Below are 23,898 nucleotides of genomic sequence, written 5' to 3' on the forward strand. Positions count from 1 at the left end.
TTTCAATGTTTTGTTGACAACTTTTTGTTGATGATCCACTGTTCGAGCATGCAACGCAACGACGACCACGCCCAGGCGCAGCGCGAGGCGGACGCCCGGCAGGAGCTGCTGAAGCTCGGCGACCTCGACCGCCGTCCCTGGCAGCCCGCGCCGGTCCCGCCGACCGCGGTCGACCTGATCCAGCTGTTCCTGGCCTCGAACACCGACGACCGCGAGGCTGCGATCGCCGCGCTGCAGTTGCTGCCGGCGGCGCGAGCGGAAGTCGATCAGCTGGAGACCGGTCTGATGTTCGCTGCGCGCGGTCTCGGCATCACCTGGGCGGAGATGGCTCGCGCGCTCGGGCTCAACTCACCCCAGGCCTGTCAGCAACGGCTCGATCGCCTCACGGCTCGCCAGGACCAGCCATGACGGAGGTGCTCGTTCTGCATGCAGTGCGCCTACTCGGCGTGGGCGATGACGATGCGATCGCAGAGCGGTTCGGCCTCGATGCAGCGGTGGTGAAGGAGCTCCTGCTCGACTACCAGGCCTATGGCTGGATCAGCTGGAGTGAATTCGCCGGTCTGGGCGGTTGGTCGCTCACTGACGCCGGCCGGGCCGAGAACGAACGCAGGCTCGCGGCTGAGCTCGGACCGCACCGGGCGACCGTCCAAGCGACGTACGACGAGTTCCTGCCGCTCAATGGCCGTCTACAGGCCGCCTGCACCAACTGGCAGCTCAGGCCCACCGAAAACGACCCCTTGGCGTTCAACGACCACACCGATCCCGTCTGGGACCAGAGCGTGCTCGACGAGCTCGCAGCGATCGGCCAGGCGCTCACTCCGCTGACAGCCCGGCTGACCGCCGTGCTGGATCGCTTTCACGGCTACGACACCCGCTATGCGGCAGCCAAAGATGTCGAGGAGCGCCACCGAGTGTGGTTCGAGCTGCACGAGGACCTGATCGCCACCCTCGGCGTGCGCCGGTAAGTACTCTAGAGACGTGCGTTCCCGTCCGACCTTGCAGTGGGCTCCCGGCCCCGATGTCCTCGCGCTCGAGCCCGGTACGACGGACACCGAGCCGCTCGCCGAGATCGTCGCGGCCGGAAACGTCGTGGTGCTCAGCGGCGCCGGCCTGTCGACGGAGTCCGGCATCCCGGACTACCGCGGCGAGACTGGCAGCCTGCGCACGCACACCCCAATGACGTACGACGACTTCGCGACCAGCGAGGCCGGTCGGCAGCGCTACTGGGCGCGCAGCCACCTCGGCTGGCGGACGATCGCTCGCGCCCATCCCAACGAAGGCCACCGAGCCGTCGCCGCACTGCAGGCCCGCGGCTACCTGTCCGGCGTCATCACGCAGAACGTCGACGGCCTGCACACCGCCGCCGGGACCAAGGACGTCATCGAGCTGCACGGCAACCTCGACCGCGTCATCTGCCTGAACTGCGGTACGACGTCCGCCCGCGAAGCCCTCGACGCGAGACTCCGCGCGGCCAACACCGACTTCGAGGCCGAGGCGACCCGGATCAACCCGGACGGCGACGTCGACCTGCCCGACGAGGTCGTGCGGCACTTCACAGTCGTCCCGTGCACGGTCTGCGGGGGAGTGCTCAAGCCCGACGTCGTGTTCTTCGGCGAGAACGTGCCCAAGCCGCGCGTCCAGCGCTGCTACCGCCTCGTCGACGCGGCGGACGCCGTACTGGTGCTGGGGTCGTCCCTGACCGTCATGTCCGGCTTCCGCTTCGTCCGGCACGCCGCCAAGGCCGGTACGCCGGTCGTGATCGTCAATCAGGGCATCACCCGTGGCGACCCGTATGCGGTGCACCGGATCAACCTGCCGCTCGGCCAGGCGCTCACGGACTTGACGGCACGCCTGCCGTAAAACACCACCGGGCCGGGCCACGCGTGAGGTGGCCCGACCCGGGGTCGCGTACGGATTGGAAAGGGTCAGCGTTGCGCGCTGGTCCGTACGCGGTCTCTGGCGGCCTTCACGGCCGGGGAGGTTGCGGCTTGCTTGGTCAGCTGCCGGCCCTTGGCGGCCCAGGCGGCCTGCTCGGACGCGGTGACAGTGGCCGGCTTGCCGGTCAGCTTCTTGACGGTCAGCGACGCGACTCCGGCCTGACCTTCGAAGCGCGGGTGGTAGTTGGCCGCGCGGAGCAGGTTCAGATCCTTGCCCTGGATCCACGCCTGGCCGTCCGGCGCGCAGGCGTCGTGCCCCGTCGACGGCCCGAAGGTGTCGACGTACGTCGCTCCGGTCGCGGCGGCCGCGTTCGACACGGCGGCGTTGAGCGCCTGCTCGATCGAGTACAGGTAGGCGTAGTCGCCGTCGGCGAACGGCAGGATGTCCGGGCAGGTGCCGTGCTCGGGCGCGATCTTCGGATAGCCGACCAGCACGATCGTTGCCTGCGGCGACCGTTGTTTGATGCCCTGGACAACGGTCGCGATCCGGGTCTGGGTCTGCGCGATCTTGGCCTTGAGCGTGTCCACGCCGTCGACGGTGAAATGCGCCTTGCACGGTGCGCCGACCGGATCCGAGGCGCGGAGCCCCGGGCAGGTACCAACGATCGAACCGAAGACGCCGAAGTCGTTGCCGCCGATGCCGACCGTGACGAGGTCGGTGGTCGGGGTCAGCGCGTCGAACTGCGGCCGTGCCGTCCCGAGGACCGTGCTCTGCGGGTTCAGCATGTTGGTGGTGTCCGCGCCGCCGCAGCTGACGTCCCGGAAGTTGAAGACGCCGAACGCGGCGGCCACCATCTTCGGGTAGTTGCTGTACGAGCGGGCGCAGCCGAGCGACAGCAGGTCCGGGATCGGCACGAACGGCGCCGAGGTGTAGGAGTCCCCGAGTGCGACGTACTCGCGGTAGGGCGACGAGACGGCATCGGCCGGAGCCGCCGCGGCGACGGTCAGCGCCGTCGTCATCAGCAACCCGGTGACCGCCGCGATCGCACGGTGGAACTTCACTGGACCTCCCCAAGGTTCGGCGATGCGGGCCTACCCTAAGTTGGGTCACCGTCCGATTACAAGGGGTGACAGCCGACCTGCCTCTCCGACGCGGTGAGCGACATGGAATCCTGCTCTTATGCAGGTCTGGCACGGTTTGGACGAGGTGGGCGCTGATTTCGGCCCGTCGGTCGTCACCATCGGCAACTTCGACGGAGTGCACCGCGGACACCAGGAGGTGCTCGCGCACGCCCGGACGCGGGCGGCCGAGCTGGGTGGGCTGCCGGTGGTCGCGCTCACCTTCGACCCGCACCCGATGCGGGTGCTGCGGCCCGACAGTGCGCCGCTGATGCTGAGTGAGCCCGGTCAACGGGCAGAGCTGCTCATCGAGCACGGCGCCGACGCGGTGCTGATCCTGCCGTTCGACAAGGACGTGGCGGGCTGGTCGCCGGACGAGTTCATCGAGCGCGTCCTGGTCGGCACGCTGCACGCCAAGGCGGTCGTCGTGGGGGAGAACTTCCGGTTCGGCCACCGCGCCGCCGGGCACGTGGACACGCTGGTCGCGGCGGGAGCGACGTACGGGTTCCAGGTCGAGGGCCTGAGCCTGGCCGGCTACGCTCAGCCGTGGTCGTCGACGTACGTGCGGCAGCGGCTGGCCGAAGGCGACGTGGAGGCCGCCGCCGAGGCGCTCGGACGGCCGCTGCGCGTCACCGGGGTCGTCATCGAGGGCGACAAGCGTGGGCGCGAGCTCGGCTACCCGACGGCGAACATCCCGGCCGACCCGATCGCCGCCGTACCGCTGGACGGCGTGTACGCCGGGTGGCTGACTGTGCTGACCCCGGCCGCGGGAGGTCCGTCGTACGGCGAGCCGATGCCGGCCGCGATCAGTGTCGGCAGCAACCCGACCTTCGACGGGGTCGACCGCCGGGTGGAGTCGTACGTGCTGGATCGCGACGACCTGGAGCTGTACGGCGCCCGGATCGCGATCGACTTCGTGGCCCGGCTCCGGGGCAGCCAGATCCGGTTCGAGACCATCGACGACCTGCTGGTCCAGATGAAGGCCGATGTCGACGGGGCGCGCCGCACTCTTACACAGAATTAGGGTGACGCGTCCACGGACTGATACTCTGGGCGCTGCCGTCTGACGGCCGCGGATCGAGAGTGCTCGGGTGACGAAGCCCCGGTGCGCCGCGCAACGGAAATCGAGAGGAACTCCGTGTCATCTGTTGATGCTGCCACGAAGAAGAAGATCATGGGTGAGTACGCCCTGACCGAGGGTGACACCGGCTCCCCCGAGGTCCAGGTTGCGCTGCTGACGCACCGCATTTCGCACCTGACGGAGCACCTGAAGGAGCACAAGCACGACCACCACAGCCGTCGTGGCCTGCTGCTGCTCGTCGGCCAGCGCCGCCGGCTGCTGAACTACCTGGCGAAGAAGGACATCAACCGCTACCGGTCCCTGATCGAGCGGCTCGGCCTTCGCCGATGACGTCGTGAGGAGCGGCCGCCGAGGTTGGGTGGCCGCTCCTCGCGTATCCATGCCCAGCGCATGATGTCGCGGGCGTGGGACAACTGAATACAGACGTAACGAGGCGACGCGAAGCGCGTAGCGGGAGGACCCGGTCCTCGGTAGTGACCTTCGGATCATCGGATCCGCGGGCCTCGATCGAAGACCGGCACCCCGGAAGCTCGCGCCTCGCAGTCGTCAACACTGTGTAGGAGAGAGGGGTATCCCGTGTCGGGATCCACCAACGCGCCGATGGACGGCGCACAGTTTTCTGAGGCCGTTGTCGACAACGGCAGTTTCGGTACCCGCACCATCCGCTTCGAGACGGGCCGTCTGGCCCAGCAGGCCGCCGGCTCCGCCGCCGCCTACCTCGACGGCGACACGATGGTGCTCTCGGCCACCACGGCCAGCAAGAAGCCCAAGGACCAGTTCGACTTCTTCCCGCTGACGGTCGACGTCGAGGAGCGGATGTACGCCGCGGGTCGCATCCCGGGCTCGTTCTTCCGTCGCGAGGGACGGCCCTCGGAAGAGGCCATTCTGACCTGCCGGCTGATCGACCGCCCGCTGCGGCCGTCGTTCGTCTCCGGCCTGCGCAACGAGATCCAGGTCGTCATCACGGTCCTGGCGCTGAACCCGGACAAGCTGTACGACGTGCTCGCGATCAACGCCGCGTCGATGTCCACCCAGATCGCCGGGCTGCCGTTCTCGGGCCCGATCGGCGCCACCCGCGTCGCGCTGATCGGCAACCAGTGGGTCGCGTTCCCGACCCACACCGAGCTCGAGGACGCCGTCTTCGACATGGTGGTCGCCGGCCGGGTCACCGACTCCGGTGACGTCGCGATCATGATGGTCGAGGCCGAGTCCACCCCGGGCACCTTCGAGGCCGTCGCCGCCGGCAAGACGGCGCCGACCGAAGAGGTCGTCGCCGAGGGCCTGGAGGCCGCCAAGGGCTTCATCAAGACCCTGGTCGACGCGCAGTCCGAGCTGGCCGCCAAGGCGTCCAAGCCGGTCGGCGAGTTCCCGGTCTTCCCGGACTACCTGGACGACGCGTTCGCCGCCGTCGAGAAGGCCGCGACCGACGAGCTCACCGAGGCGCTGGCGATCACCGGCAAGCACGACCGCGAGGACGCCATCGAGGCCGTCAAGGGCGCGGTGCTCGCGAAGCTGACCGAGTCCTTCGAGGGTCGTGAGAAGGAGCTGTCCGCAGCGTTCCGCTCGCTGACCAAGAAGCTGGTCCGGCAGCGTGTGCTCAAGGATAAGATCCGGATGGACGGCCGCGGGCTGGCCGACATCCGGCCGCTGAAGGCGCAGGTCGGCGTCCTGCCGCGTGTGCACGGTTCGGCGATCTTCGAGCGCGGCGAGACCCAGATCATGGGTGTCACCACGCTGAACATGCTCCGGATGGAGCAGCAGCTCGACACGCTCTCCCCGGAGACGCGCAAGCGCTACATGCACAACTACAACTTCCCGCCGTACTCGACCGGTGAGACCGGCCGGGTCGGTTCGCCGAAGCGCCGCGAGATCGGTCACGGCGCGCTGGCCGAGCGGGCCCTGGTGCCCGTGCTGCCGTCGCGCGAGGACTTCCCGTACGCGCTGCGTCAGGTGTCCGAGGCCCTCGGGTCCAACGGCTCCACCTCGATGGGGTCGGTCTGCGCCTCGACCCTGTCGCTGCTGAACGCCGGTGTGCCGCTGAAGGCCCCCGTCGCCGGTATCGCGATGGGCCTCATCTCCGGTGAGGTCAAGGGCAAGACCGAGTACGTCGCGCTGACCGACATCCTCGGCGCCGAGGACGCGTTCGGCGACATGGACTTCAAGGTCGCCGGTACCAAGGACTTCGTCACGGCTCTCCAGCTGGACACGAAGCTCGACGGCATCCCGGCGAGCGTGCTCGCCGGTGCGCTGACCCAGGCCAAGGAAGCCCGCCTGACGATCCTGGACGTGATGGCCAAGGCCATCGACGCGCCGGGTGAGATGAGCGAGTTCGCGCCGCGGGTCATCTCGGTCAAGGTCCCTGTGGACAAGATCGGAGAGGTCATCGGCCCGAAGGGCAAGATGATCAACCAGATCACCGACGAGACCGGCGCCGACATCTCCATCGAGGACGACGGCACCGTCTACATCGGTGCGACGGACGGCCCGTCGGCCGACGCCGCGCGCGCGATGATCAACGCGATCGCGAACCCGACGATGCCGGAGAAGGGTGAGCGCTACCTGGGCACGGTCGTGAAGACGACCAACTTCGGTGCGTTCATCAGCCTGCTCCCGGGCAAGGACGGCCTGCTGCACATCAGCAAGCTGCGTGGCCTGGCCGGTGGCAAGCGCGTCGAGGCCGTCGAGGACGTGCTCTCGGTCGGCCAGAAGCTGCAGGTCGAGATCGCTGAGATCGATGACCGCGGCAAGCTCTCGCTGATCCCGGTGGTCGAGGGTGAAGACAAGGCTGAAGAGAAGGTTGCTGACTCCGCCGAGTGAGTAGAGCTATCACCAGCACTCTGCTGAGCCCGGAGGCGGGCGGTCCGGTCAAACGGACCGTCCTGCCCTCCGGGCTTCGTGTGCTGTCCCAGTCCGTACCGGGTTTCCGCTCGGTCACTTTCGGCGTGTGGGTCGGCGTCGGCTCGCGCGACGAGCCGGAGCAGCTGAACGGCGCGACGCATTTCCTCGAGCACCTGTTGTTCAAGGGCACCGAGCGCCGCGACGCGCTGGAGATCTCGGCCGAGATCGACGCGGTCGGCGGCGAGATGAACGCGTTCACCGGCAAGGAGTACACCTGCTACTACGCGCGGGTGCTGGACTCCGATCTGCCGCTCGCGGTCGACGTCATCTGCGACATGATCACGTCCGCCACGTTGACGAGCACGGACGTCGAGAGTGAGCGCGACGTCATCGACGAAGAGATCGCGATGCACGCCGACGAGACGTCGGACCACATCCACGACCTGTTCGCCGAGCAACTGTGGGGCACCTCCCCGCTCGGCCGCTCGATCACCGGTACGCCGGAATCGGTCGCCGCGCTGACCCGTCAGCAGGTGGTCGGCTGGTACCGCCGCCGCTACAAGCCCGAGAACATCGTCGTCTCGGTCGCCGGCAACGTCGAGCACAGCGACGTCGTTCGCCTTGTCCGCAAGGCTTTTGAGCGCCACTGGGTCACCACCGAGGCCGATCCGGCCCCGATGCGCCGCCCCTCCGGTCGCCGCATCCCGACGTACGGCGGAGTGCAGGTGCACCACCGCGACGTCGAGCAGGCGCACATGGTCTTCGGTCTGCCGGGTCTGGTCCGCAACGACCCGCGCCGGTACGCCGCCGGCGTGCTGAACGGAATCGTCGGCGGCGGCATGTCGTCCCGGCTGTTCCAGGAGGTCCGCGAGAAGCGCGGCCTGGCCTACTCGGTCTTCACCTTCGGTTCGGCGTACGTCGACTCCGGCATGGTCGGCGTCTACGCCGGCTGCCTGCCCAAGAAGGCGCCCGAGGTCCTGGACGTCGTCCGCGCCGAGCTCGAGTCGATTGCCTCCGGCACCATCACCCCCGACGAGCTCCTCCGTGGCAAGGGCCAGATGCGTGGCTCCGTCGTGATGGGCCTCGAGGACACCGGCGCCAAGATGACCCGGATCGCCAAAGCCGAACTCGTCTACGGCGAACTGCCCACGGTCGACGAGATCCTGCACTCCATCGACGCCGTCACCCTCGACGACGTCACCGCCCTGGCCGCCGAGCTCTACGCCGGCACTCCGGCGCTCACGGTCATGGGCCCCTTCAAGGAAGACACGAACGCCTTCACGTTGTAGCCTCGTGCGCACGTCACACGTGATCTGCCACTGGATCGCACGCTGAACGCGATCACAAGCACTTGACGGCCGACGGTTCCCGCGCTGTTTCCGCAGCGCGGCTCCGGCCTGTCTTCTGCGAGGATCACGATGCTCGACGCGTTCCGTACTGCCCGCGACTCCCTGACCGACGCCGCCCGGGTCGCACCCGGTTGGCTGACCCTGTGCTCATTGCTGGTGCTGGCTCAGGCCGCGCTGCCCGGGCTTCAGGTGGTGCTGATTGGTGAGCTGGTCGACCGGCTGACCGCAGGGGAGCGGCCCTGGGGGTTGCTGCTGGCGCTCACTGCTGTGGTGGGCTCGATGTATCCGCTGAGTGCGATGGCTCGGGATGCCGGGCAGCGGCTGATGCTGCGGCTCCGCTTGCACTACCGCTCCGAATTGCTGCGCACGTCAGCTCGGTTGAGTCCGAGCCGGCTGGCGGATCCGGAGGTGGTCACGGACCTGGAAGCCAGTCAGGCTTCGATCGAGCCGATGAGTGCCGTCGCGAACCAGCCGGTGCAGGTGCTCGGCGCTGCGGTGACCGCGGTCGTCCTCTGCGTCGCGATCGGGTCGATCAATCCGCTGTCGGGCGTTCTCGTGCTGGCCGCGCTGGTGCCGACGGTGCTGGCGTTCACGGCGATCGCCCGGATGGAGTCGCGGAGCTGGCCGGAGGTCGCAGCCAATGACCGGCGCGCGGCGTACGCGACCGAACAGCTGCTCCAGCAACGCTCCGGCACCGAGCTCGCCGTCCTCGGCTCCGGCGCCAAGTTCGCCAGTCTCGCGATCACCTACCGCGCCGCCGCGACCCGGGTGCTCGACCGGATGATCCGTACGGCGATGTCGCTCGAACTGGCCGCCGCCTTGGCGACCGTGGTGTTGTTCGGCGGTGCGTTGGTGGCGCTCGTGGTCGACGGCGCCAGTGGGGGAGCGGCTGCTGCCGCGGTCGCCGGAACGATCTCCGGGCTGAACGCGATTCGCCTGTGTGGATACGCGTTCGGGCTCATCGTGACCGCGGCTCCCCGCGCGGCGACGTACCGGGGGTTTGTGGGTGGTGTGCCGCCTGCGGCCGCGCAGGCCGTCGTACCGGCGGTGGAGTCTGTTGCCCTCGACAACGTCAGCTTCACCTACCCCGGAGCCCGTACGCCGGCGTTGCGGGCCGCGACCATCAGCGCCCGGCGCGGCGAACTGGTCGCGCTGGTCGGCGTCAACGGAGCGGGCAAGTCGACCGTCGTGAACCTGCTGGTCGGCGCCCTGCAGCCCGACCGCGGTCAGGTGCTGATCGACGGGCAAGATGCGGCACGGCTGAGCGAGGCCGAGCGGCTCGGTCACTTCGGTCTGCTCGTGCAGGAGTTCGGCCGCTTCGAGTTCACGCTCCGCGATGCCGTCGCCCTCGGTTCACCGCACGACGTGTCTGATGACGCCGTTCGCGCCGCGCTGGCCGGTACCTTCGCCGCCGATCTCCCGCTCGACACCCACCTCGGTCAGCAGTGGGGCGGCACCGGCATCTCCGGCGGTCAGTGGCAGCGGCTGGCCCTGGCCCGGATTCGCCTGCGCGGCGCCGGTGTCTGGATCCTCGACGAACCCACCTCCGCGATCGACGCCGAGGCCGAACGCGAGATCTTCGCCGAGCTTCGCCGGACCAAGGCCACCCGGATCACCCTCGTCGTCTCCCACCGAGCCTCCACCCTCACCGAGATGGAGCGCATCTACGTCATCGACGGCGGCGCGGTTGTCCAGCAGGGGACGTACCGGCAACTGATGGCTCAAGTGGACGCCCGGTTCGCTCGGCTGTTCGCAACACAGCAGGGGTGACCCGGCGCCCGCCACGGCCGGCTGACTGCGCGTTTGTGCGCACATACTGCCGTGTCAGGAATCTCGGGCTGACATCTGATGACTTCGGGCCGAAACCCCACTAAAGTGGGTCGGTTGAGCGGGTGGGCGGACAGGTCATCTGAGGTCTTTCCTTGGTAACGCCTGCGTTACCAAGGGCGTTTTGTGGGCTGACAACGTTGACATGCGCAGTTTCGACCAGCGAGCATGGCGCATGTTCCGCCCGCCGAACGGCGTTTTGCCGAGGAAGTTGGTTCGACCGTGCGACGTCTAGCTGGGGTAGTGGGGGTGGCACTCGGGCTCTCGCTGGTGCTTGCCTCGTGTGGTGGCAAGTCGGGTGGGGACGGCGGCTCCGGAGGTGGGGCCAAGAGCGAGGTGATCGCGATCGCGGCCGAGCCGCTGGAGTACATCAACCCGCTGAACGAGAACGGCAGCCCGGGGATCCAGATCGCGATGGCGATGTTCGCGCCGCTGGTGACGACCGATCCGAACAGCGGCAAGCTGCTGAACGTGATGGCCGACTCGGTCACGCCGGACAAGACCAGCCAGACCTGGACGATCAAGCTGCACCCGGGCAACACCTTCCAGAACGGGCAGCCGCTGACGGCCAAGGACTATGTCGACAGCTGGAACCTGACCGCCCAGGGCTCGAACGCCTGGAAGAACAACGGCTTCTTCTCCAAGGTCGAGGGCTACGAGGCGCTGAACCCGGAGACCCCGGACGGCGCGACGCCCAAGCCGACCTCGGTGAAGACGCTGAGCGGCCTGAAGCAGGTCGACGACCTGACCTTCACGGTCAAGCTCAAGGTGCCGTTCTCGCAGTTCGGGCTGACCCTGCAGTACCTCGGCCTGGCGCCGCTGCCGGAGGAGGTGCGCAAGAACCCGGACGCCTACAAGCGCAAGCCGATCGGCAACGGCCCGTACAAGCTGGCCGCCGACTGGAATGCCGGTGACGACATCAAGCTGGCCAAGTGGGACGGCTACAAGGGCCCGCTGGTGCCGGAGGCCGACTCGATCACCTACCGCTTCATTCCGAACGCGGACACGGCGTACAACGAGTTCCTGGCCGGCAACCTCGACTTCGTCGACGTGCCGTCGACCAAGGTGAAGACCTTCAAGGACGACGCCCCGGACAAGTGGGTGACCAGCGTCAGCTCCGGCGCGAACTACCTGACGATGCCGGCCTGGGATCAGCGCTACAAGAACCCGAAGCTGCGGCACGCGTTCTCGATGGCGATCGACCGGAAGGCCTTCGCCGACCTGATCGGCCTGTCCGAGCCGGCCAAGGCCCTGGTCTCGCCGGACATGGACGGCTACCGTGCGGACGCCTGCAAGTACTGCGACTTCGACCCGGCCAAGGCCAAGCAGCTGCTCGCCGAGGCCGGCGGCTTCTCCGGTCCGGTGAACATCAACTACAGCACGACGTCGGCCACCGGCCAGATCAACGCCGAGGCGATCGGCAACATGATCCGGCAGAACCTCGGCCTCGAGGTCAAGTACACCGGTAAGGCCGGTTCCGAGATCACCCAGCTCGCCGACACCCGCAAGCTGGACGGCCTGCGGTTCAGCGGCTGGGGTCACGACTACCCGTCGATCGAGGACTACCTGACCCCGATGTTCAAGTCCAACGGCGACGCGAACTTCTCCGGCTACAACAACCCCGCGCTGGACGCCGTACTGGCCAAGGGCGACGCCGAGCCGGACCCGGAGAAGGCGATCACGCTGTACCAGCAGGCCGAGGACATCGCGCTCGAGGACATGCCGCTGATCCCGCTGTTCACCAAGTCGAACGCCTACCTGCACTCGGACAAGATCGAGCCGCGGGTGTCGAAGTACGTCGGCGTCTCGGCCTTGTGGGCCACGTTCAAGTGATCCGGTACGTCGCTCGCCGCATCCTCGCGGCGATTCCGATCGGTGTGATCGTCACGCTGGGGGTCTTCGCGCTCGTCTTCGCGATGCCCGGGGACCCCCTGCGCGAACTGGCCGGCGACAAGCCGATCCCGGCCGCCGTGCTGGCGGCCAAGCGGGCCCAGTTCCACCTCGACGATCCCTTCATCGTCCAGTACCTGCTGAGCATGAAGGACATCCTGACCGGCAACTTCGGTACGACGTTCGCCGGCGCGGACATCGCCGACCAGCTCCGGCTGCGGATCCCGGTGACGCTGAAACTCACGCTGCTGGCGAACGCGTTCCAGTGGACCTTCGGGCTGCTGTTCGGCATCTACGCCGGGTTCAAGCGGAACGGGTGGATCGACAGGTCGTTGCTGCTGGCAACGCTCGTGCTACTCGCCGTCCCGGGGCTGGTGGCGTACTTCGCCGCGCAGTTCCTGTTCGGTGTCCAGCTCAAGTGGTTCCCCGTCTCCGGGGTGCTGGAGGGCTTCCCCACGTCGTACCTGCTGCCGGCGCTGGTGATCGGGCTGCTCGGGTTCGCCGGGCTGGCGCGGCTGATGCGGACGTCGATCGTGGAGACGGTGAACGCCGACTTCGTGAAGACCGCCCGGGCCAAGGGCCTGGGGGAGCAGCGGGTGCTGTGGCGGCACATCCTGCCGAACGCGCTGCTGCCGGTGGTCACGTTCATCGGGCTCGATCTGGCCGGCATGTTCGGCGGCGCGATCATCACCGAGTCGATCTTCAACCTGCCCGGTCTGGGGCAGTTCATGTTCCAGGCGATCAAGCTGAAGGAGGGCGGGGTCGTGGTGCTGCTGTCGACGCTGGCCTTCCTCTCGTTCATCGTGATCAACCTGCTGGTGGATCTCCTCTACGGAATCCTGGATCCGAGGGTGCGTCATGTCTGATGTCACAGCGGTGGTCAGCGTCGAGGCCCAGGAGCTCGGCGACGGGCGGACGCTGTCGAACCGCGAGCTGCTGCGGGCGTTGCTGCGTAAACCGCAGTTCGTGCTGTGCAGCCTGCTGCTGCTCGTGTTCTTCGCGATGGCGGCCGTGCCGAAGGTGTTCACCTCGGCCGACCCACGCTTCTGCGAGCTGGGCAAGAGCCGTCAGGGCCGCGGTCCGGGGCACCCGTTCGGCTTCGACATCCAGGGCTGCGACTACTTCGCCAACGTCGTGTACGGCGCGCGCCCGTCGGTGCTCGTGAGTATCTGCGCGAGCTTCGGCGTCTTCGTGCTGGCTGGAACGTTCGGCCTGCTCGCCGGCTATTTCCCGGGTTTCGTCGACGCGATCATCTCGCGGACCGCCGACGTGCTGTTCTCGATCCCTGGTCTCGTCGTGCTGATCGTGATCCTCAACTCGGTGCCGAACCGCAGCATCTGGATCATCGTCGGCGTCATCCTGCTGATCGGCTGGCCTGGCGGCATGCGGTTGATGCGGGCAACGGTCTTCTCGGTCCGCAATCGTGAATATGTGCTGGCCGCCCGCTCGATCGGTGTCCCACCGATCCGGATCCTGCGCAAACACGTGTTCCCGAACGCGATGGCGCCACTGCTCGCGATGACCACCCTCGGCATCGGCGGCATGGTCGGGCTCGAGGCGGCACTCACCTTCCTGGGCGTCGGGCTGCAGCCGCCGTCGATCTCGTGGGGATCGCAGTTCGGCGTGGCCGCGTCGTACCGGGACACTCCGCACCTGTTCATCTGGCCGGCGTTGTTCATCTCCACGATGACGATCTCGTTCATGATCATCGGCGACTCGATCCGGGACGCCCTCGACCCGAAACTGATTCGATGACTGCCACCGGTGAAGTACTGCTCAAGGTCGACAACCTGACCGTCGAGTTCGACACGCCGCGGGGTTCGGTGCGCGCTGTCGACGGGGTTTCGTGGCAGGTGCGGGCGGGGGAGACGCTGGCGATCCTGGGCGAGTCCGGCTCGGGCAAGAGCGTCTCGACGCAGGCCCTGACCGGGATCCTGGAGATGCCGCCCGGCCGGATCGTCTCCGGTACGGCGGAGTACCGCGGCGCCGACCTGATCGCGATGACGACGAAGGAACGGCGCAAGATCGTCGGCGACCGGATCACGATGGTGTTCCAGGACTCGTTGTCCGCGCTGAACCCGGTGCAGTCGGTGGGGACGCAGATCGCCGAGTGCTTCCGGGTGCATCGTGGACTCTCGAAGCGGGACGCGCTGAAGCGGGCCGCGGAGATGCTCGACCAGGTCCGGATTCCGGCCGCGGCGAAGCGGGCCCGCGACTATCCGCACGAGTTCTCCGGCGGAATGCGGCAGCGCGTGATGCTGGCGATGGCGCTCGCGCTCGACCCCGACGTACTGATCGCGGACGAGCCGACCACCGCGCTCGACGTGACCGTGCAGGCGCAGATCCTCGAGCTCATCGCGGAACTGCAGGCCGAGCGCGACATGGGCGTCGTACTGATCACTCACGACCTCGGGGTGGTGAGTGACGTCGCGGACAACGTGGTCGTGATGTACGCCGGTCATGTCGTCGAGCGTGCCTCGACGGCCGCGGCGCTCGATCATCCCGTGCATCCCTACACCGAGGGGCTGCTCGGCTCGATGCCGTCGGCCGACCTCAAAGGGCAGGAGCTGCCGACGATCCCCGGTACGCCGCCGTCGTTGCGGGCGATTCCGTCCGGCTGTGCGTTCCGGCCGCGGTGCCCGCTCGCGATCGAGGAGTGCGCGCACGACGTACCGCCGTTGCTGACTGTCGCGCCCGGCCGGGATGCCGCGTGCATCCGCCGGACGACGCTGGCCGAGAAGGAGGCCGTCTGATGGCCGAAGAGTTGCTGGTGGCAACGGATCTGGTGAAGCACTACGACATCAGCCCGGCGCTCAGCTTCGGGTCCAAGACGCTGGTCCGCGCGGTCGAGGGCGTGAACCTGACGCTGCGCAAGGGCGAATCGCTCGGCATCGTCGGCGAGTCCGGCTGCGGCAAGTCCACGCTGGTCCGGTTGCTGGCCGCGCTGGAGAAGCCGACGGCCGGCTCCATCGAGTACGGCGGTGTGGACGTCAGCAAGCTGCGCGGTCGCGAACTGCGGAAGTGGCGGCAGAACGTCCAGGTCGTCTTCCAGGACCCGTACTCCAGCCTGAACCCGCGGATGCGGGTTGGCGAGATCGTGGCCGAGCCGCTGGAGGTGCACCCGGATGTCTCCCGAGGGATGGACATCCGCAAGCGCGTCCGCGAGCTACTGGAGCTGGTCGGACTGCGGGCCGAGGACGAGACCAAGTTCCCGCACCAGTTCTCTGGTGGCCAACGGCAACGAATCGGGATCGCGCGGGCGATCGCGCTCAACCCCGATGTGCTGCTCTGCGACGAGCCGGTCTCGGCGCTCGACCTGTCGGTCCAGGCTCAGGTCGTCAACCTGCTGATGCGGTTGCAGCGTGAGCTCGGGCTGAGCATCATCTTCGTCGCCCACGACCTGTCCGTCGTCCGCCACGTCTCCGACCGGGTCGCCGTCATGTACCTCGGCCGGGTCGCGGAGCTCGGCGATCATCAGAACGTGTACGACGTACCGGCGCATCCGTACACGCAGGCGCTGCTGTCCGCCGAGCCCGGCCTGGCCCGGCAAGGCCGCAAGCGGATCGTCCTCGCCGGCGACCCGCCCTCCCCGGTCTCGCCGCCGTCCGGCTGCCGCTTCCACACCCGCTGCCTGCGCGCCGAGGCCCGCTGTAGCACCGAGGAACCCCAGCTCCGCCCCATCCCCACCGGCCAGGCGGTCGCCTGCCACTTCGCCGAGGACGCCCAAGCCGCCTACACCCCCGCCGCCTCAGCCTGACCCCCTCCGACGCATCTGCTGGGTTGACCCACGCAGTTGTGGGTTCTGCACTCGCATGCGGGTGCAGAACCCACCATCTGATGGGGGAACCCATCAGATGGCGGCGACCTGGGTGGGGCCGGCGGGGGATGGCTGGGGCGGATGAGATCCTTTGGGGGTCGACGGGACCAGCGAGAGGGCGCGGATGATCACGGTTGGTGTACTGGGAGCCAAGGGCAAGATGGGCGCTCAGACGTGTCTGGCGGTCGAGGAAGCTGCGGACGTGCAGCTGGTCGCGGAGCTCGACCAGGGCGACGACCTGGCCGAACTGTCCGCGGCCGGCGCTCAGGTCGTGGTGGACTTCACCCGGCCCGAGGTCGTGATGGACAACCTCGAGTGGTGCATCAAGAACGGCATCCACGCGGTGGTCGGGACGACCGGCTGGGACGAGGAGCGGCTGGCGAAGTTGCAGTCGTGGCTCGACGCGGCGCCGGGTGTCGGCGTACTGATCGCGCCGAACTTCTCCATCGGCGCGGTGCTGATGATGCAGTTCGCGGCGAAGGCGGCCCGGTTCTACGAGTCGGTCGAGATCATCGAGCTGCATCACCCCGACAAGGTAGACGCGCCCTCCGGCACAGCCCGCCGTACGGCGGAGTTGGTCGCCGAGGCTCGTCGGGAGGCCGGATCGGGGCCGATCCCGGACGCGACCACGACGGCGCTCGACGGAGCGCGCGGCGCCGACGTCGAGGGAATTCGCGTGCACGGCGTGCGGCTGCGCGGACTGATCGCGCACCAGGAGGTGCTGTTCGGTGACGAGGGCGAGACGCTGACGATCCGGCACGACTCGATGGCGCGGGTGTCGTTCATGGCCGGTGTGCTGCTCGGTGTCCGCAGCATCGTCACCACGCCGGGGCTGACCGTCGGGCTCGAGCACTTCATGGATCTTGACTAAATGAAGGCAAAGCAGACGGCGATCGTGCTGGCGGTCGTCTTCGTCGCGTACGCCGCTCTGCTCGGCTGGCGTGGGGTGTTGCTGATCGGGACCGGAGATCCGGTCGCGGTCGGCCTCGGCGTCGCCGTACTGGTGATTCCGGTGCTCGGTGCGTACCTGGTCTGGCGGGAGCTGCGGTTCGGCTCGCAGACCGAAGGGCTGGCCCGGGAGTTGGAGGCGAGCGGCGGACTGCCGGTCGACGATCTGCCCCGGCGGCCCTCCGGGCGGATCGATCGGGCAGCCGCCGATGCGGCGTTCGAGCAGTACCGGTCCGAAGCCGAGGCTTCGCCGGACGATTGGCGGGTATGGTTCCGGCTGTCGACGGCGTACGACGCCGCCGGGGACCGCAGGCGCGCGCGGGCAACCATGCGCCAGGCGATCGCCCGGCACGCGGCCGACGTGGACTGATCTGGCCCGATCACTGACAATCCGGGCCGGAAAAGGATATTTTCGTGGGGAACGTGCGTGGCAACCGCCACGTCGAGGCCGGAAACTGGGTGGAGCCGACCGTGTCGTCCGACGGAGCTCGCCGCGGTTCGGACGACGTACAGGGGGCTGGGTTCGGCGGCCTGTTGCGCCGGCATCGGCGAGACGCCGGGCTGTCGCAGGAGGCTCTGGCGGAGCTGGCCGGTCTGAGTGTCGACGCGATCGCGGCGTTGGAGCGAGGTCGCCGACGTGCGCCCAGGGCCCACACACTGCGACTCCTCGCCGACGCGCTGCGACTGAATAGCGTCGAGCGCACGCAGCTCACGACGTCCGCCCGCAATGAGGCCGAGTCCCCGCAGCCGGTGCTCAAGCGCCCGCCGGCCGCGCCGAACGAGCTGATCGGCCGCGCGGTCGAGGTGGCTGCGGCCCGGCGCTTCCTCGGCCAGCGTGGCACCCGGCTGCTGACGCTGACCGGACCGGGCGGCATCGGTAAGAGCAGACTCACCATCGCAGTTGCGAGCGAGCTCGCCGGCGACTTCGCGGACGGCGTCTGCTGGGTGCAGCTCGGATCGCTGACCGACGGTCCGGCGGTGGCTCCGGCCGTCGCGGTGTCGATCGGGCTCCATCCGCTGGACACCGCCCGGTTGACCGACGAGATCGCCGAGCAGATCGGCCAGCGCGCGCTGCTGCTGGTGCTGGACAACTGCTCGCATGTGGTCTCGACCGTCGGGCAGCTCTGTGCCGCACTGCTGGAGTCCTGCCCGAATCTGTCGATCCTCGCCTCGAGCCGCGAGCTGCTGCGCGTCCCCGGCGAGAACGTGTACGTCGTACCGCCGCTCGCACTGCCGCTGGACGACGACCAGGCCGAGCAGTCCGCCGCCGTCCAGTTGTTCGTGGATCGGGCGAGCGCGCGTGGCTACGACCCGACCGGGCAGCTGGAGCAGGTGGCCCGGGTGGTCCGCCGGCTGGAAGGCATGCCGCTGGCGATCGAGCTGGCCGCCGCCCGGATGAACGTGATGACGATCGAAGAGCTGGCCGGTGAGCTGGAGACGTCGTTCGGCATCCTCGCCGGTGGTGACCGGACGGCCTCACCGCGACAGCAGTCGATGCGTGGTGCGATCGAGTGGAGCCATGATCTGCTGACGCAGCGGGAGCGCGAGGTCTTCGCCCAGCTGTCGGTCTTCGTCGGCGGCTGGACGCTGGGCGCCGCTGCGACGGTGATGTCGGGCGAGACCGAGCCAGGGCCTGCGGCACGCGCCGAGGCGCTCGACCTGATCGGACGGCTGGCCGACAAGTCGCTGATCCGAGTGACCAGGCACAGTGGCGTCGCGCGGTACTACATGCTCGCCGGGATCCGGGAGTTCGCTGCGGATCGGCTACGAGCGACATCCGACGTGGATGAAGCGATCCGCCGGCACGCGCACTTCTACATCGATCTGGCAGAGCAGGCGGAGCGTGAGCTGCGCGGTGCGAACCAGGAGGAGTGGCTAGCGCGTCTGCAGAGTGAGCACGACAACCTGCGGGCCGCGATGACCTGGGCGCTGCAGACGAGGTCGGTCACTGAAGCACTGCGACTCTCCGGTGCGGTCTGGTTGTTCTGCTACCTGCGTGGTCACTACGCCGAAGGCAGTCAATGGCTTGAGCGTTCGCTGGCGCTGTCGCCACCTTCGGACGAGGTGACGCCTGCATTGGCCAAGGCGAACCTCGGCGCCGGCATGTTGGCGTTCCTGCAGTGCGAGTACGACGTGGCGACCGCGCGGCTCGAGACCGCACTGACGCAGTACAAGGAACTCAAGGACACAGCCGGTACGGCGTTGGTGCTGCAGCGACTCGGGGGAGTGGCGCGAGAGCGTGGCGACTACCGGACCGCCGAGAACCTGCACTGCCAGAGCTACGACCTCTTCGAGTCGCTCGGCGACCAGTCCGGGATGTCATGGGCGCACAACCACCTCGGATTCGTCGCGTGGTTGCGCGGCGACCTGGACGTCGCTGCCCGTCGCTGCGGCCGGGCGCGGGACAGCTTCCGGCGACTAGGCGACGGCGAGGGACTGGCGTGGTCGCTGATCAGCCTCGGCGCCGTCGCGCAGTACAAGGGTGAGCTGGTCGAGGCCGAGGACCTGCTGGAGGAGAGCCTGACGCTGTCGCAGCGGCTCGGCTATCGCGAGGGTGTGGCGTGGTCGCTCAATCAGCTCGGCATAGTCGAGCGGCGTCGCGGTTTGACCGAGCGTGCGGTGCATCTGCTCGACGAGAGCCTGGCTGAGCATCGGGACCTTGGTGACCGCTGGCGAACGGCCAGTGTGCTCGAAGAGCTCGCGACTGTCGCGCAGCAGCGCGGTAACAGCGAGTACGCCGCGTTCTTGCTGGGAGCGGCGGACGGTCTCCGCGAGGTGATCCAGGCGCCGGTGCCAGAAGTCGAGAAGGCCGACCACCTGGCGACGCGGAGTGCGGTGGAGGAGTCGCTCGACCGGCGTGCCTTCCGGACGGCTTGGTCCGCCGGGCGCTCAGCGCCGCTGGCCGCCGTCGCCGACGGCTACCCGGTACAAGGTCCGGCACCTGATCCGGACCGGTCCAGGTACCTGTAGTACCTGCCTCGCGAGGCACCACGACCTGGGGGATCGACGGTGCCCCGCGAGGGATCAAGGATGCGCGGGACGGGTGCGTGGTCTCGGCCGGCTGCGCCCCTGTCTGACCCCCCAGGCAGTCCCCCCACACTGCAGCCGGCCGAAGCCACGTCCAGCGCCAGAACCTTTCGTCGAGCCCTCCCGGTCGACGCCCGGCTCTCCCGCGCTGAGACCAGATTGCCGAAGTCACGCTGCGTCGCACAGGGACGGAACCCTGACATCGCCCTGACAAATATGTCCTGACAACGAAAGCCTCGCCAGGATTTCGCCGACGGTGACGAGTACCTTTCGGTGGGTCATTCCAGGACCGCTGGTAATTGCCGTTTTCCAAATACTGGATCAAGCGTTTGGTCGCTGCGGATTCAGGAATTCGTCAGTGCAGATACCCCGAAAGAACCGCGGTGAATCCCGCGACCCGGCGCAGCGGTGAACCGGCGCCTTCGTTGCCCTCGGCGTCGATCGGCTCCGGGGTGGACGGCGCCGGGATGCCTTCGCCCCGGCAGCTCACATCGGTGGCCGGGGTCCGGCCGGTGGTGAGGAACGCGTTGATGATCCGGTCCGCGCACTTGTTCACGCCGCCGTACACGCCGTGGTCGCCTTCGCCGGTGACGGTCAGCAGCCGCGATCCGGCGTACCGGTGGTGGGCTGCCGCGGCCAGCGTGTAGTTGGTGGCCGGGTCGTTCTGGCTTTGCACCATCAGGGTTGTGGGCAGGCCGGCGCCGGTCGGCTGCGGCAGCGTGAGCCGCGGGCGGTTCCAGTAGAAGCACGGGTTCTCGTTCATGCTCCAGCCGATCAGCGGGTTCCGCGGGCCGAGGTCGTCGGCGAGTTCATCGGCGGCTTCACGTCCCTGCGGCCAGGCCGTGTCGTTGCAGGTGATCGCGGTGAAGGTCGCATCCTCGTAGTCGTCGCCCAGGGCGGGCAGGCCGACGGTACTGCGGTGGGCACGGCGTACGAGCTCGTGCCGGCGAGCCGGTGAGAGGCCGTCGACGAGTCGTTGAGCCGCGCGCGGGCCGCCCTTTGTCTGGGCCGCGGAAAGGTCGCGAAGAAATGCGAGATCGACCGCGAGCGAGTAGAAGTCGAGTTTTGTATACATATCCCCGGAGACCAGGTCGTCGAGGGTGTTCTGGTCGTAGGTGATCCGGACCCCGGCCTCGAGGAACTCTTCGACCGCGGGCTGCTTCTTCAGGGCGGCCCGTAACCGTTCGTAGTTGCGAACCACCTGGTGCGACGTCGTACCGAGGTGCAGTTTGGCGTCGTACTTGGCCGCCCAGGTGGCGAAGTCCTGCTGGAACCGGCGCTGGAACGCGGCCGGCTGCGCGGTGAACGTGCTGAGCCACGGGCTGGTGAAGTCGGTGTTCGAGTCCAGCACGAAGCGGCCGACGTGCTGCGGGAAGTAGGTCTGGTAGTACGCGCCGAGCCAGGTGCCGCCGGAGTAGCCGACGAAGTCGATCTTGTCGAAGCCCAGCAGCTGGCGGATCAGATCCATGTCCTGCACGGTCTGCCCAGTGGTGATGTAGGGCAGCAGACCGCGGGACTGGCCATCGCAGTACGGCTGGGCGAGCTTGGAGGCCTGGGCGATCAGATCGAGGTTCCACGGGGCGCGGTCGCGCGCGTCCATCGTGTAGCCCGGCGTTCCCTGGCAGGTGACGTTGGTGCTGTCGCCGGTACCGCGGGGGTCGAATCCGACCGCCAGATGGTCCTTGGCCAGCGGCTTCTGACTGGCCAGGTGCGGTGCCATTCCGAGCCCGGCGCCACCCGGTCCGCCGGGGTTGCCGAACACCACTCGGCTCGGCTTGCCGTGCTCAGGGGCGACCTTGCTGATCGCGAGCTGGATGTCGTGCCCGGCGTACTGATTCGCCCAGTCGCGGGGCGCGATGAGCTTCGCGCAATACGTCCGCAGCTCCTCGTCACCGCACTGCCGCCAGGTGAGCTTCTGATCCAGGTACTTGTTCGCCACCGGCCGCGCCTTGTCGACGACCACCTCCGGCTGCATCGAGGCGGTGGCACCCGACCCCGGAACGACGAGAACGGCAGCGGCGGACAGCCCCAGGCCAACGGCCAGGGAGACGAGCTTCATACAGACTCCAACGGCAAAGCGTGATCGGACCGTCGCAATCTGTCATGTCAGCCGAGTGCGGTCGAGCACCACCCCCGGCTAGTCGCTTTTCGGCGGCAAGAAGTAGGCGAGCATCCGCACCCGCCGCGAGTCCGGGGTCGGCTCCTTGCGTTGCAGGTAAGGCATCAGCAGGACCTCGAGATCCTCCTGCACCTTGCGCAGTTCCGCGGCGGTCAACCACATGCCGGCGTTGAAGAGTCCCGCCGACCGGGCCCAGTCGAGCTCCAGTTCGGGCTCGGTGCCCTCGACCCACTGGCGCGGGAGGTGCTCGTAGCTCAGCAGCATCGCGTTGCTCAGGGCACGTGCCGCCTGCTGCACGTCTTCTGTGCCGTCCTCGGGGATCTCGAAGTAGATCCCCCGCCCGCACGCCTCCCAGCTCTCCCCGTCTCGCTTGACCAGACCCACCGCGGCCAGCCGCTCAGCATGCGTTGCTGCTTCGTCGGCGCCGACGCCCACCGCCTCGGCCAGCTCCGCCGTCGTCGCCACCCCATGCCGCGTCAGCCGATCGGTGATCGCCAACCGCACCGGGTCCGCGAGCACCCGCATCGCCTCGGCGCCGGTGAGCACCATGTCCCCAACTTCGTTAACCCGCACCTCAGTCATGCCCGCAAGACTGCCACCTCCAGGGCCGACGCCCGCCCCACCGCCCGCGACCGAACCCGCCGTGCTCCCGGCCAGTGAAGCCACCGGGCATCCGTGGTGTCACGCCAGTGGACCCAGTGTGCGGATGGGCGTCGAGTGGAAGGACCTTGTCGCTGGAGAGCGTTTGCCGACGGCAATCTGCAGACACTCGGGTCTTGTCGGCAGACTGGGCTCACTCGCGGGATGGATGCGGAGTGGGGGACCGTGCCTGGGGTGAGGGCGGAGCTGAAGGCCATCACAACTGCGGATCGGGGGCTCGCTCAGGCGGGGTGATGGACGGCGAGCGCCAGTTGTGATGGCCTGGGCGTCCGGCTCATCAAGCTCAGGGAGTGCCATGACGGCGTTCGATCTGCACATCGTGTTCGACTGCGCGGAACCGGACCGGGTGGCCCGGTTCTGGATGCGGGCGCTGGGCGGGTACGACTTCCCGACGCCGGTGCCGGACGGGTTCCTGACCTGGGACGACTGGGCGGACGCTCAGCAGATCCCGGTCGACCAGCGGCCGACCGGGCGCACGCTGGTGGACAAGGTGCGGGACCGGCCAGACATCTTCTTCCTGCAGGTGCCGGAGGCGAAGGCGGTCAAGAACCGGGTGCACCTGGACATCAAGGTGGCACCCGGGCTGGCCGGCGACGAGCGTCGGGCCGCGATCGAGGCCGAGGTGGAGCGGCTGGTGGGGCTCGGCGCTCAGGTGCTGCGGCGCGGAGACGGTGACCTCGTGGTGATGCAGGACCCGGAGGCCAACGAGTTCTGTGTGGCCTAGGCTTCGGCGGCCGGGTCGGTGTGGAGGCGGATCTGCTTGATCCGGACCGAGCCGTCGCCGTAGAGGTCGAGTTCGCGGTGGGCGGTGTCGGGGGCCCAGCCGGCGTCGGTGTAGAAGGCGCGGGAGACGTCGTCGGTGGAGTTGATCCAGACGGTGACCCGGCGGAAGCCGTCGGCGCGGACGGTGTCGACGACCGCGTTCAGGAGGCGGGAGCCGTGACCGGCGCGAGTGGCTTCGGGCTGGACGGCGAGTTCGGCGATCAAAGCGTCGTACTGGCTGTCGGCGTCCGGGTCGTCGGAGGCGGTGATGGCCGCGAAGCCGACCAGCGTGCGGCCGGCCAGGGCGACCATCACCCGGTTGCGGGCTTCACCCGGAGCGATCAGTGCGGCGCGCCACTGGGCGGCGAACTGCGCCGGGTTCAGATCGGCCAGGACGTCGGCGGGCAGCAGCCCCGCGTACGCCGCCCGCCAGGCTGCCACCTGGATCTCGCCGATCGCGTTCGCCTCGGCGGGCAGCGCGAGCCGCACACTGGTCTCGGCCACCGGCGGCTCGCCGCCGGAGAGGTCGGACAGGTTCGCAGGCTCTGGTACGCCGAAGTCACTCACGCTGCCCATCCTCTCAA

At 68.4% G+C, this 23,898-nt stretch carries 21 protein-coding genes; 17 read left to right on the forward strand and 4 right to left on the reverse strand.

Annotation, left to right across the window (positions count from 1 at the left end):
- Nucleotides 1–48 precede the first annotated feature (48 nt).
- Genes ABZS29_RS29425 through ABZS29_RS29435 form a run of 3 tightly spaced genes read left to right on the forward strand, consistent with a single transcriptional unit; the run spans nucleotide 49 to nucleotide 1,860 of the window.
- Nucleotides 49–408 (forward strand): hypothetical protein, encoded by a 360-nt coding sequence (locus ABZS29_RS29425; protein ID WP_355466676.1) that lies wholly within the window; start codon nucleotides 49–51, stop codon nucleotides 406–408.
- On the forward strand, nucleotides 405–965 hold the full coding sequence (locus ABZS29_RS29430) for a transcriptional regulator (protein WP_355466678.1): 561 nt from the start codon (nucleotides 405–407) through the stop codon (nucleotides 963–965). The genes ABZS29_RS29425 and ABZS29_RS29430 overlap by 4 nt, the downstream gene beginning before the upstream one ends.
- Nucleotides 966–978: 13 nt before the next feature.
- Nucleotides 979–1,860 (forward strand): NAD-dependent protein deacetylase, encoded by an 882-nt coding sequence (locus ABZS29_RS29435; RefSeq protein WP_355466680.1) that lies wholly within the window; start codon nucleotides 979–981, stop codon nucleotides 1,858–1,860.
- Between the two features lie 65 nt (nucleotides 1,861–1,925).
- On the opposite strand, the gene ABZS29_RS29440 is transcribed toward ABZS29_RS29435, so the two are convergent.
- Nucleotides 1,926–2,939 (reverse strand): SGNH/GDSL hydrolase family protein, encoded by a 1,014-nt coding sequence (locus ABZS29_RS29440; protein WP_355466682.1) that lies wholly within the window; start codon nucleotides 2,937–2,939, stop codon nucleotides 1,926–1,928.
- Nucleotides 2,940–3,057: 118 nt separating this feature from the next.
- Between ABZS29_RS29440 and ABZS29_RS29445 the strand changes: the two genes are divergently transcribed.
- The 13 genes from ABZS29_RS29445 to ABZS29_RS29505 all read left to right on the forward strand — a co-directional run bounded on the left by ABZS29_RS29445 (nucleotide 3,058) and on the right by ABZS29_RS29505 (nucleotide 19,716).
- A complete protein-coding gene (locus ABZS29_RS29445; protein WP_355466684.1) occupies nucleotides 3,058–4,020 on the forward strand; it encodes a bifunctional riboflavin kinase/FAD synthetase in 963 nt (320 codons plus the stop codon).
- Between the two features lie 114 nt (nucleotides 4,021–4,134).
- A complete protein-coding gene (rpsO, locus tag ABZS29_RS29450; protein ID WP_344151080.1) occupies nucleotides 4,135–4,407 on the forward strand; it encodes a 30S ribosomal protein S15 in 273 nt (90 codons plus the stop codon).
- Between the two features lie 270 nt (nucleotides 4,408–4,677).
- Nucleotides 4,678–6,894 (forward strand): polyribonucleotide nucleotidyltransferase, encoded by a 2,217-nt coding sequence (locus ABZS29_RS29455; protein ID WP_355467516.1) that lies wholly within the window; start codon nucleotides 4,678–4,680, stop codon nucleotides 6,892–6,894.
- Nucleotides 6,891–8,204 carry a pitrilysin family protein gene (locus tag ABZS29_RS29460; protein ID WP_355466686.1) on the forward strand — a complete coding sequence of 438 codons (1,314 nt, stop codon included), beginning with the start codon at nucleotides 6,891–6,893 and terminating at the stop codon, nucleotides 8,202–8,204. The genes ABZS29_RS29455 and ABZS29_RS29460 overlap by 4 nt, the downstream gene beginning before the upstream one ends.
- 129 nt (nucleotides 8,205–8,333) lie before the next feature.
- Complete coding sequence (locus ABZS29_RS29465; protein ID WP_355466688.1) at nucleotides 8,334–10,034, forward strand: ABC transporter ATP-binding protein; 1,701 nt, start codon at nucleotides 8,334–8,336, stop codon at nucleotides 10,032–10,034.
- A gap of 306 nt (nucleotides 10,035–10,340) precedes the next feature.
- Nucleotides 10,341–11,924 (forward strand): ABC transporter substrate-binding protein, encoded by a 1,584-nt coding sequence (locus ABZS29_RS29470; protein ID WP_355466690.1) that lies wholly within the window; start codon nucleotides 10,341–10,343, stop codon nucleotides 11,922–11,924.
- Nucleotides 11,921–12,847, forward strand: a complete 927-nt coding sequence (locus tag ABZS29_RS29475; protein WP_355466692.1) for an ABC transporter permease — start codon at nucleotides 11,921–11,923, stop codon at nucleotides 12,845–12,847. The genes ABZS29_RS29470 and ABZS29_RS29475 overlap by 4 nt, the downstream gene beginning before the upstream one ends.
- On the forward strand, nucleotides 12,840–13,736 hold the full coding sequence (locus ABZS29_RS29480) for an ABC transporter permease (RefSeq protein WP_355466694.1): 897 nt from the start codon (nucleotides 12,840–12,842) through the stop codon (nucleotides 13,734–13,736). The genes ABZS29_RS29475 and ABZS29_RS29480 overlap by 8 nt, the downstream gene beginning before the upstream one ends.
- A complete protein-coding gene (locus tag ABZS29_RS29485; RefSeq protein ID WP_355466696.1) occupies nucleotides 13,733–14,734 on the forward strand; it encodes an ABC transporter ATP-binding protein in 1,002 nt (333 codons plus the stop codon). The genes ABZS29_RS29480 and ABZS29_RS29485 overlap by 4 nt, the downstream gene beginning before the upstream one ends.
- Nucleotides 14,734–15,738, forward strand: a complete 1,005-nt coding sequence (locus ABZS29_RS29490) for a dipeptide ABC transporter ATP-binding protein (RefSeq protein ID WP_355466698.1) — start codon at nucleotides 14,734–14,736, stop codon at nucleotides 15,736–15,738. The genes ABZS29_RS29485 and ABZS29_RS29490 overlap by 1 nt, the downstream gene beginning before the upstream one ends.
- A 184-nt stretch (nucleotides 15,739–15,922) precedes the next feature.
- Nucleotides 15,923–16,669, forward strand: a complete 747-nt coding sequence (gene dapB, locus ABZS29_RS29495; RefSeq protein ID WP_355466699.1) for a 4-hydroxy-tetrahydrodipicolinate reductase — start codon at nucleotides 15,923–15,925, stop codon at nucleotides 16,667–16,669.
- Nucleotides 16,670–17,116 carry a hypothetical protein gene (locus ABZS29_RS29500; RefSeq protein ID WP_355466700.1) on the forward strand — a complete coding sequence of 149 codons (447 nt, stop codon included), beginning with the start codon at nucleotides 16,670–16,672 and terminating at the stop codon, nucleotides 17,114–17,116. It abuts the gene before it with no gap.
- Between the two features lie 44 nt (nucleotides 17,117–17,160).
- Entirely contained in the window at nucleotides 17,161–19,716 is a 2,556-nt protein-coding gene (locus ABZS29_RS29505) for a tetratricopeptide repeat protein (protein WP_355466702.1), read from the forward strand.
- Between the two features lie 412 nt (nucleotides 19,717–20,128).
- On the opposite strand, the gene ABZS29_RS29510 is transcribed toward ABZS29_RS29505, so the two are convergent.
- Nucleotides 20,129–21,832, reverse strand: a complete 1,704-nt coding sequence (locus ABZS29_RS29510) for an alpha/beta hydrolase (RefSeq protein ID WP_355466704.1) — start codon at nucleotides 21,830–21,832, stop codon at nucleotides 20,129–20,131.
- Nucleotides 21,833–21,910: 78 nt separating this feature from the next.
- Nucleotides 21,911–22,474, reverse strand: a complete 564-nt coding sequence (locus tag ABZS29_RS29515) for a helix-turn-helix domain-containing protein (RefSeq protein ID WP_355466705.1) — start codon at nucleotides 22,472–22,474, stop codon at nucleotides 21,911–21,913.
- A 373-nt stretch (nucleotides 22,475–22,847) separates the two neighbouring features.
- Here ABZS29_RS29515 and ABZS29_RS29520 point away from each other — a divergent pair, with 373 nt between their 5' ends.
- Nucleotides 22,848–23,276, forward strand: a complete 429-nt coding sequence (locus ABZS29_RS29520) for a VOC family protein (protein ID WP_355466707.1) — start codon at nucleotides 22,848–22,850, stop codon at nucleotides 23,274–23,276.
- On the opposite strand, the gene ABZS29_RS29525 is transcribed toward ABZS29_RS29520, so the two are convergent.
- Nucleotides 23,273–23,881 (reverse strand): GNAT family N-acetyltransferase, encoded by a 609-nt coding sequence (locus ABZS29_RS29525; RefSeq protein ID WP_355466709.1) that lies wholly within the window; start codon nucleotides 23,879–23,881, stop codon nucleotides 23,273–23,275. The genes ABZS29_RS29520 and ABZS29_RS29525 overlap by 4 nt on opposite strands.
- Between the last annotated feature and the right edge of the window lie 17 nt (nucleotides 23,882–23,898).

This window comes from Kribbella sp. NPDC005582 (assembly GCF_040605415.1).
In the GTDB taxonomy this organism is placed as follows: domain Bacteria; phylum Actinomycetota; class Actinomycetes; order Propionibacteriales; family Kribbellaceae; genus Kribbella.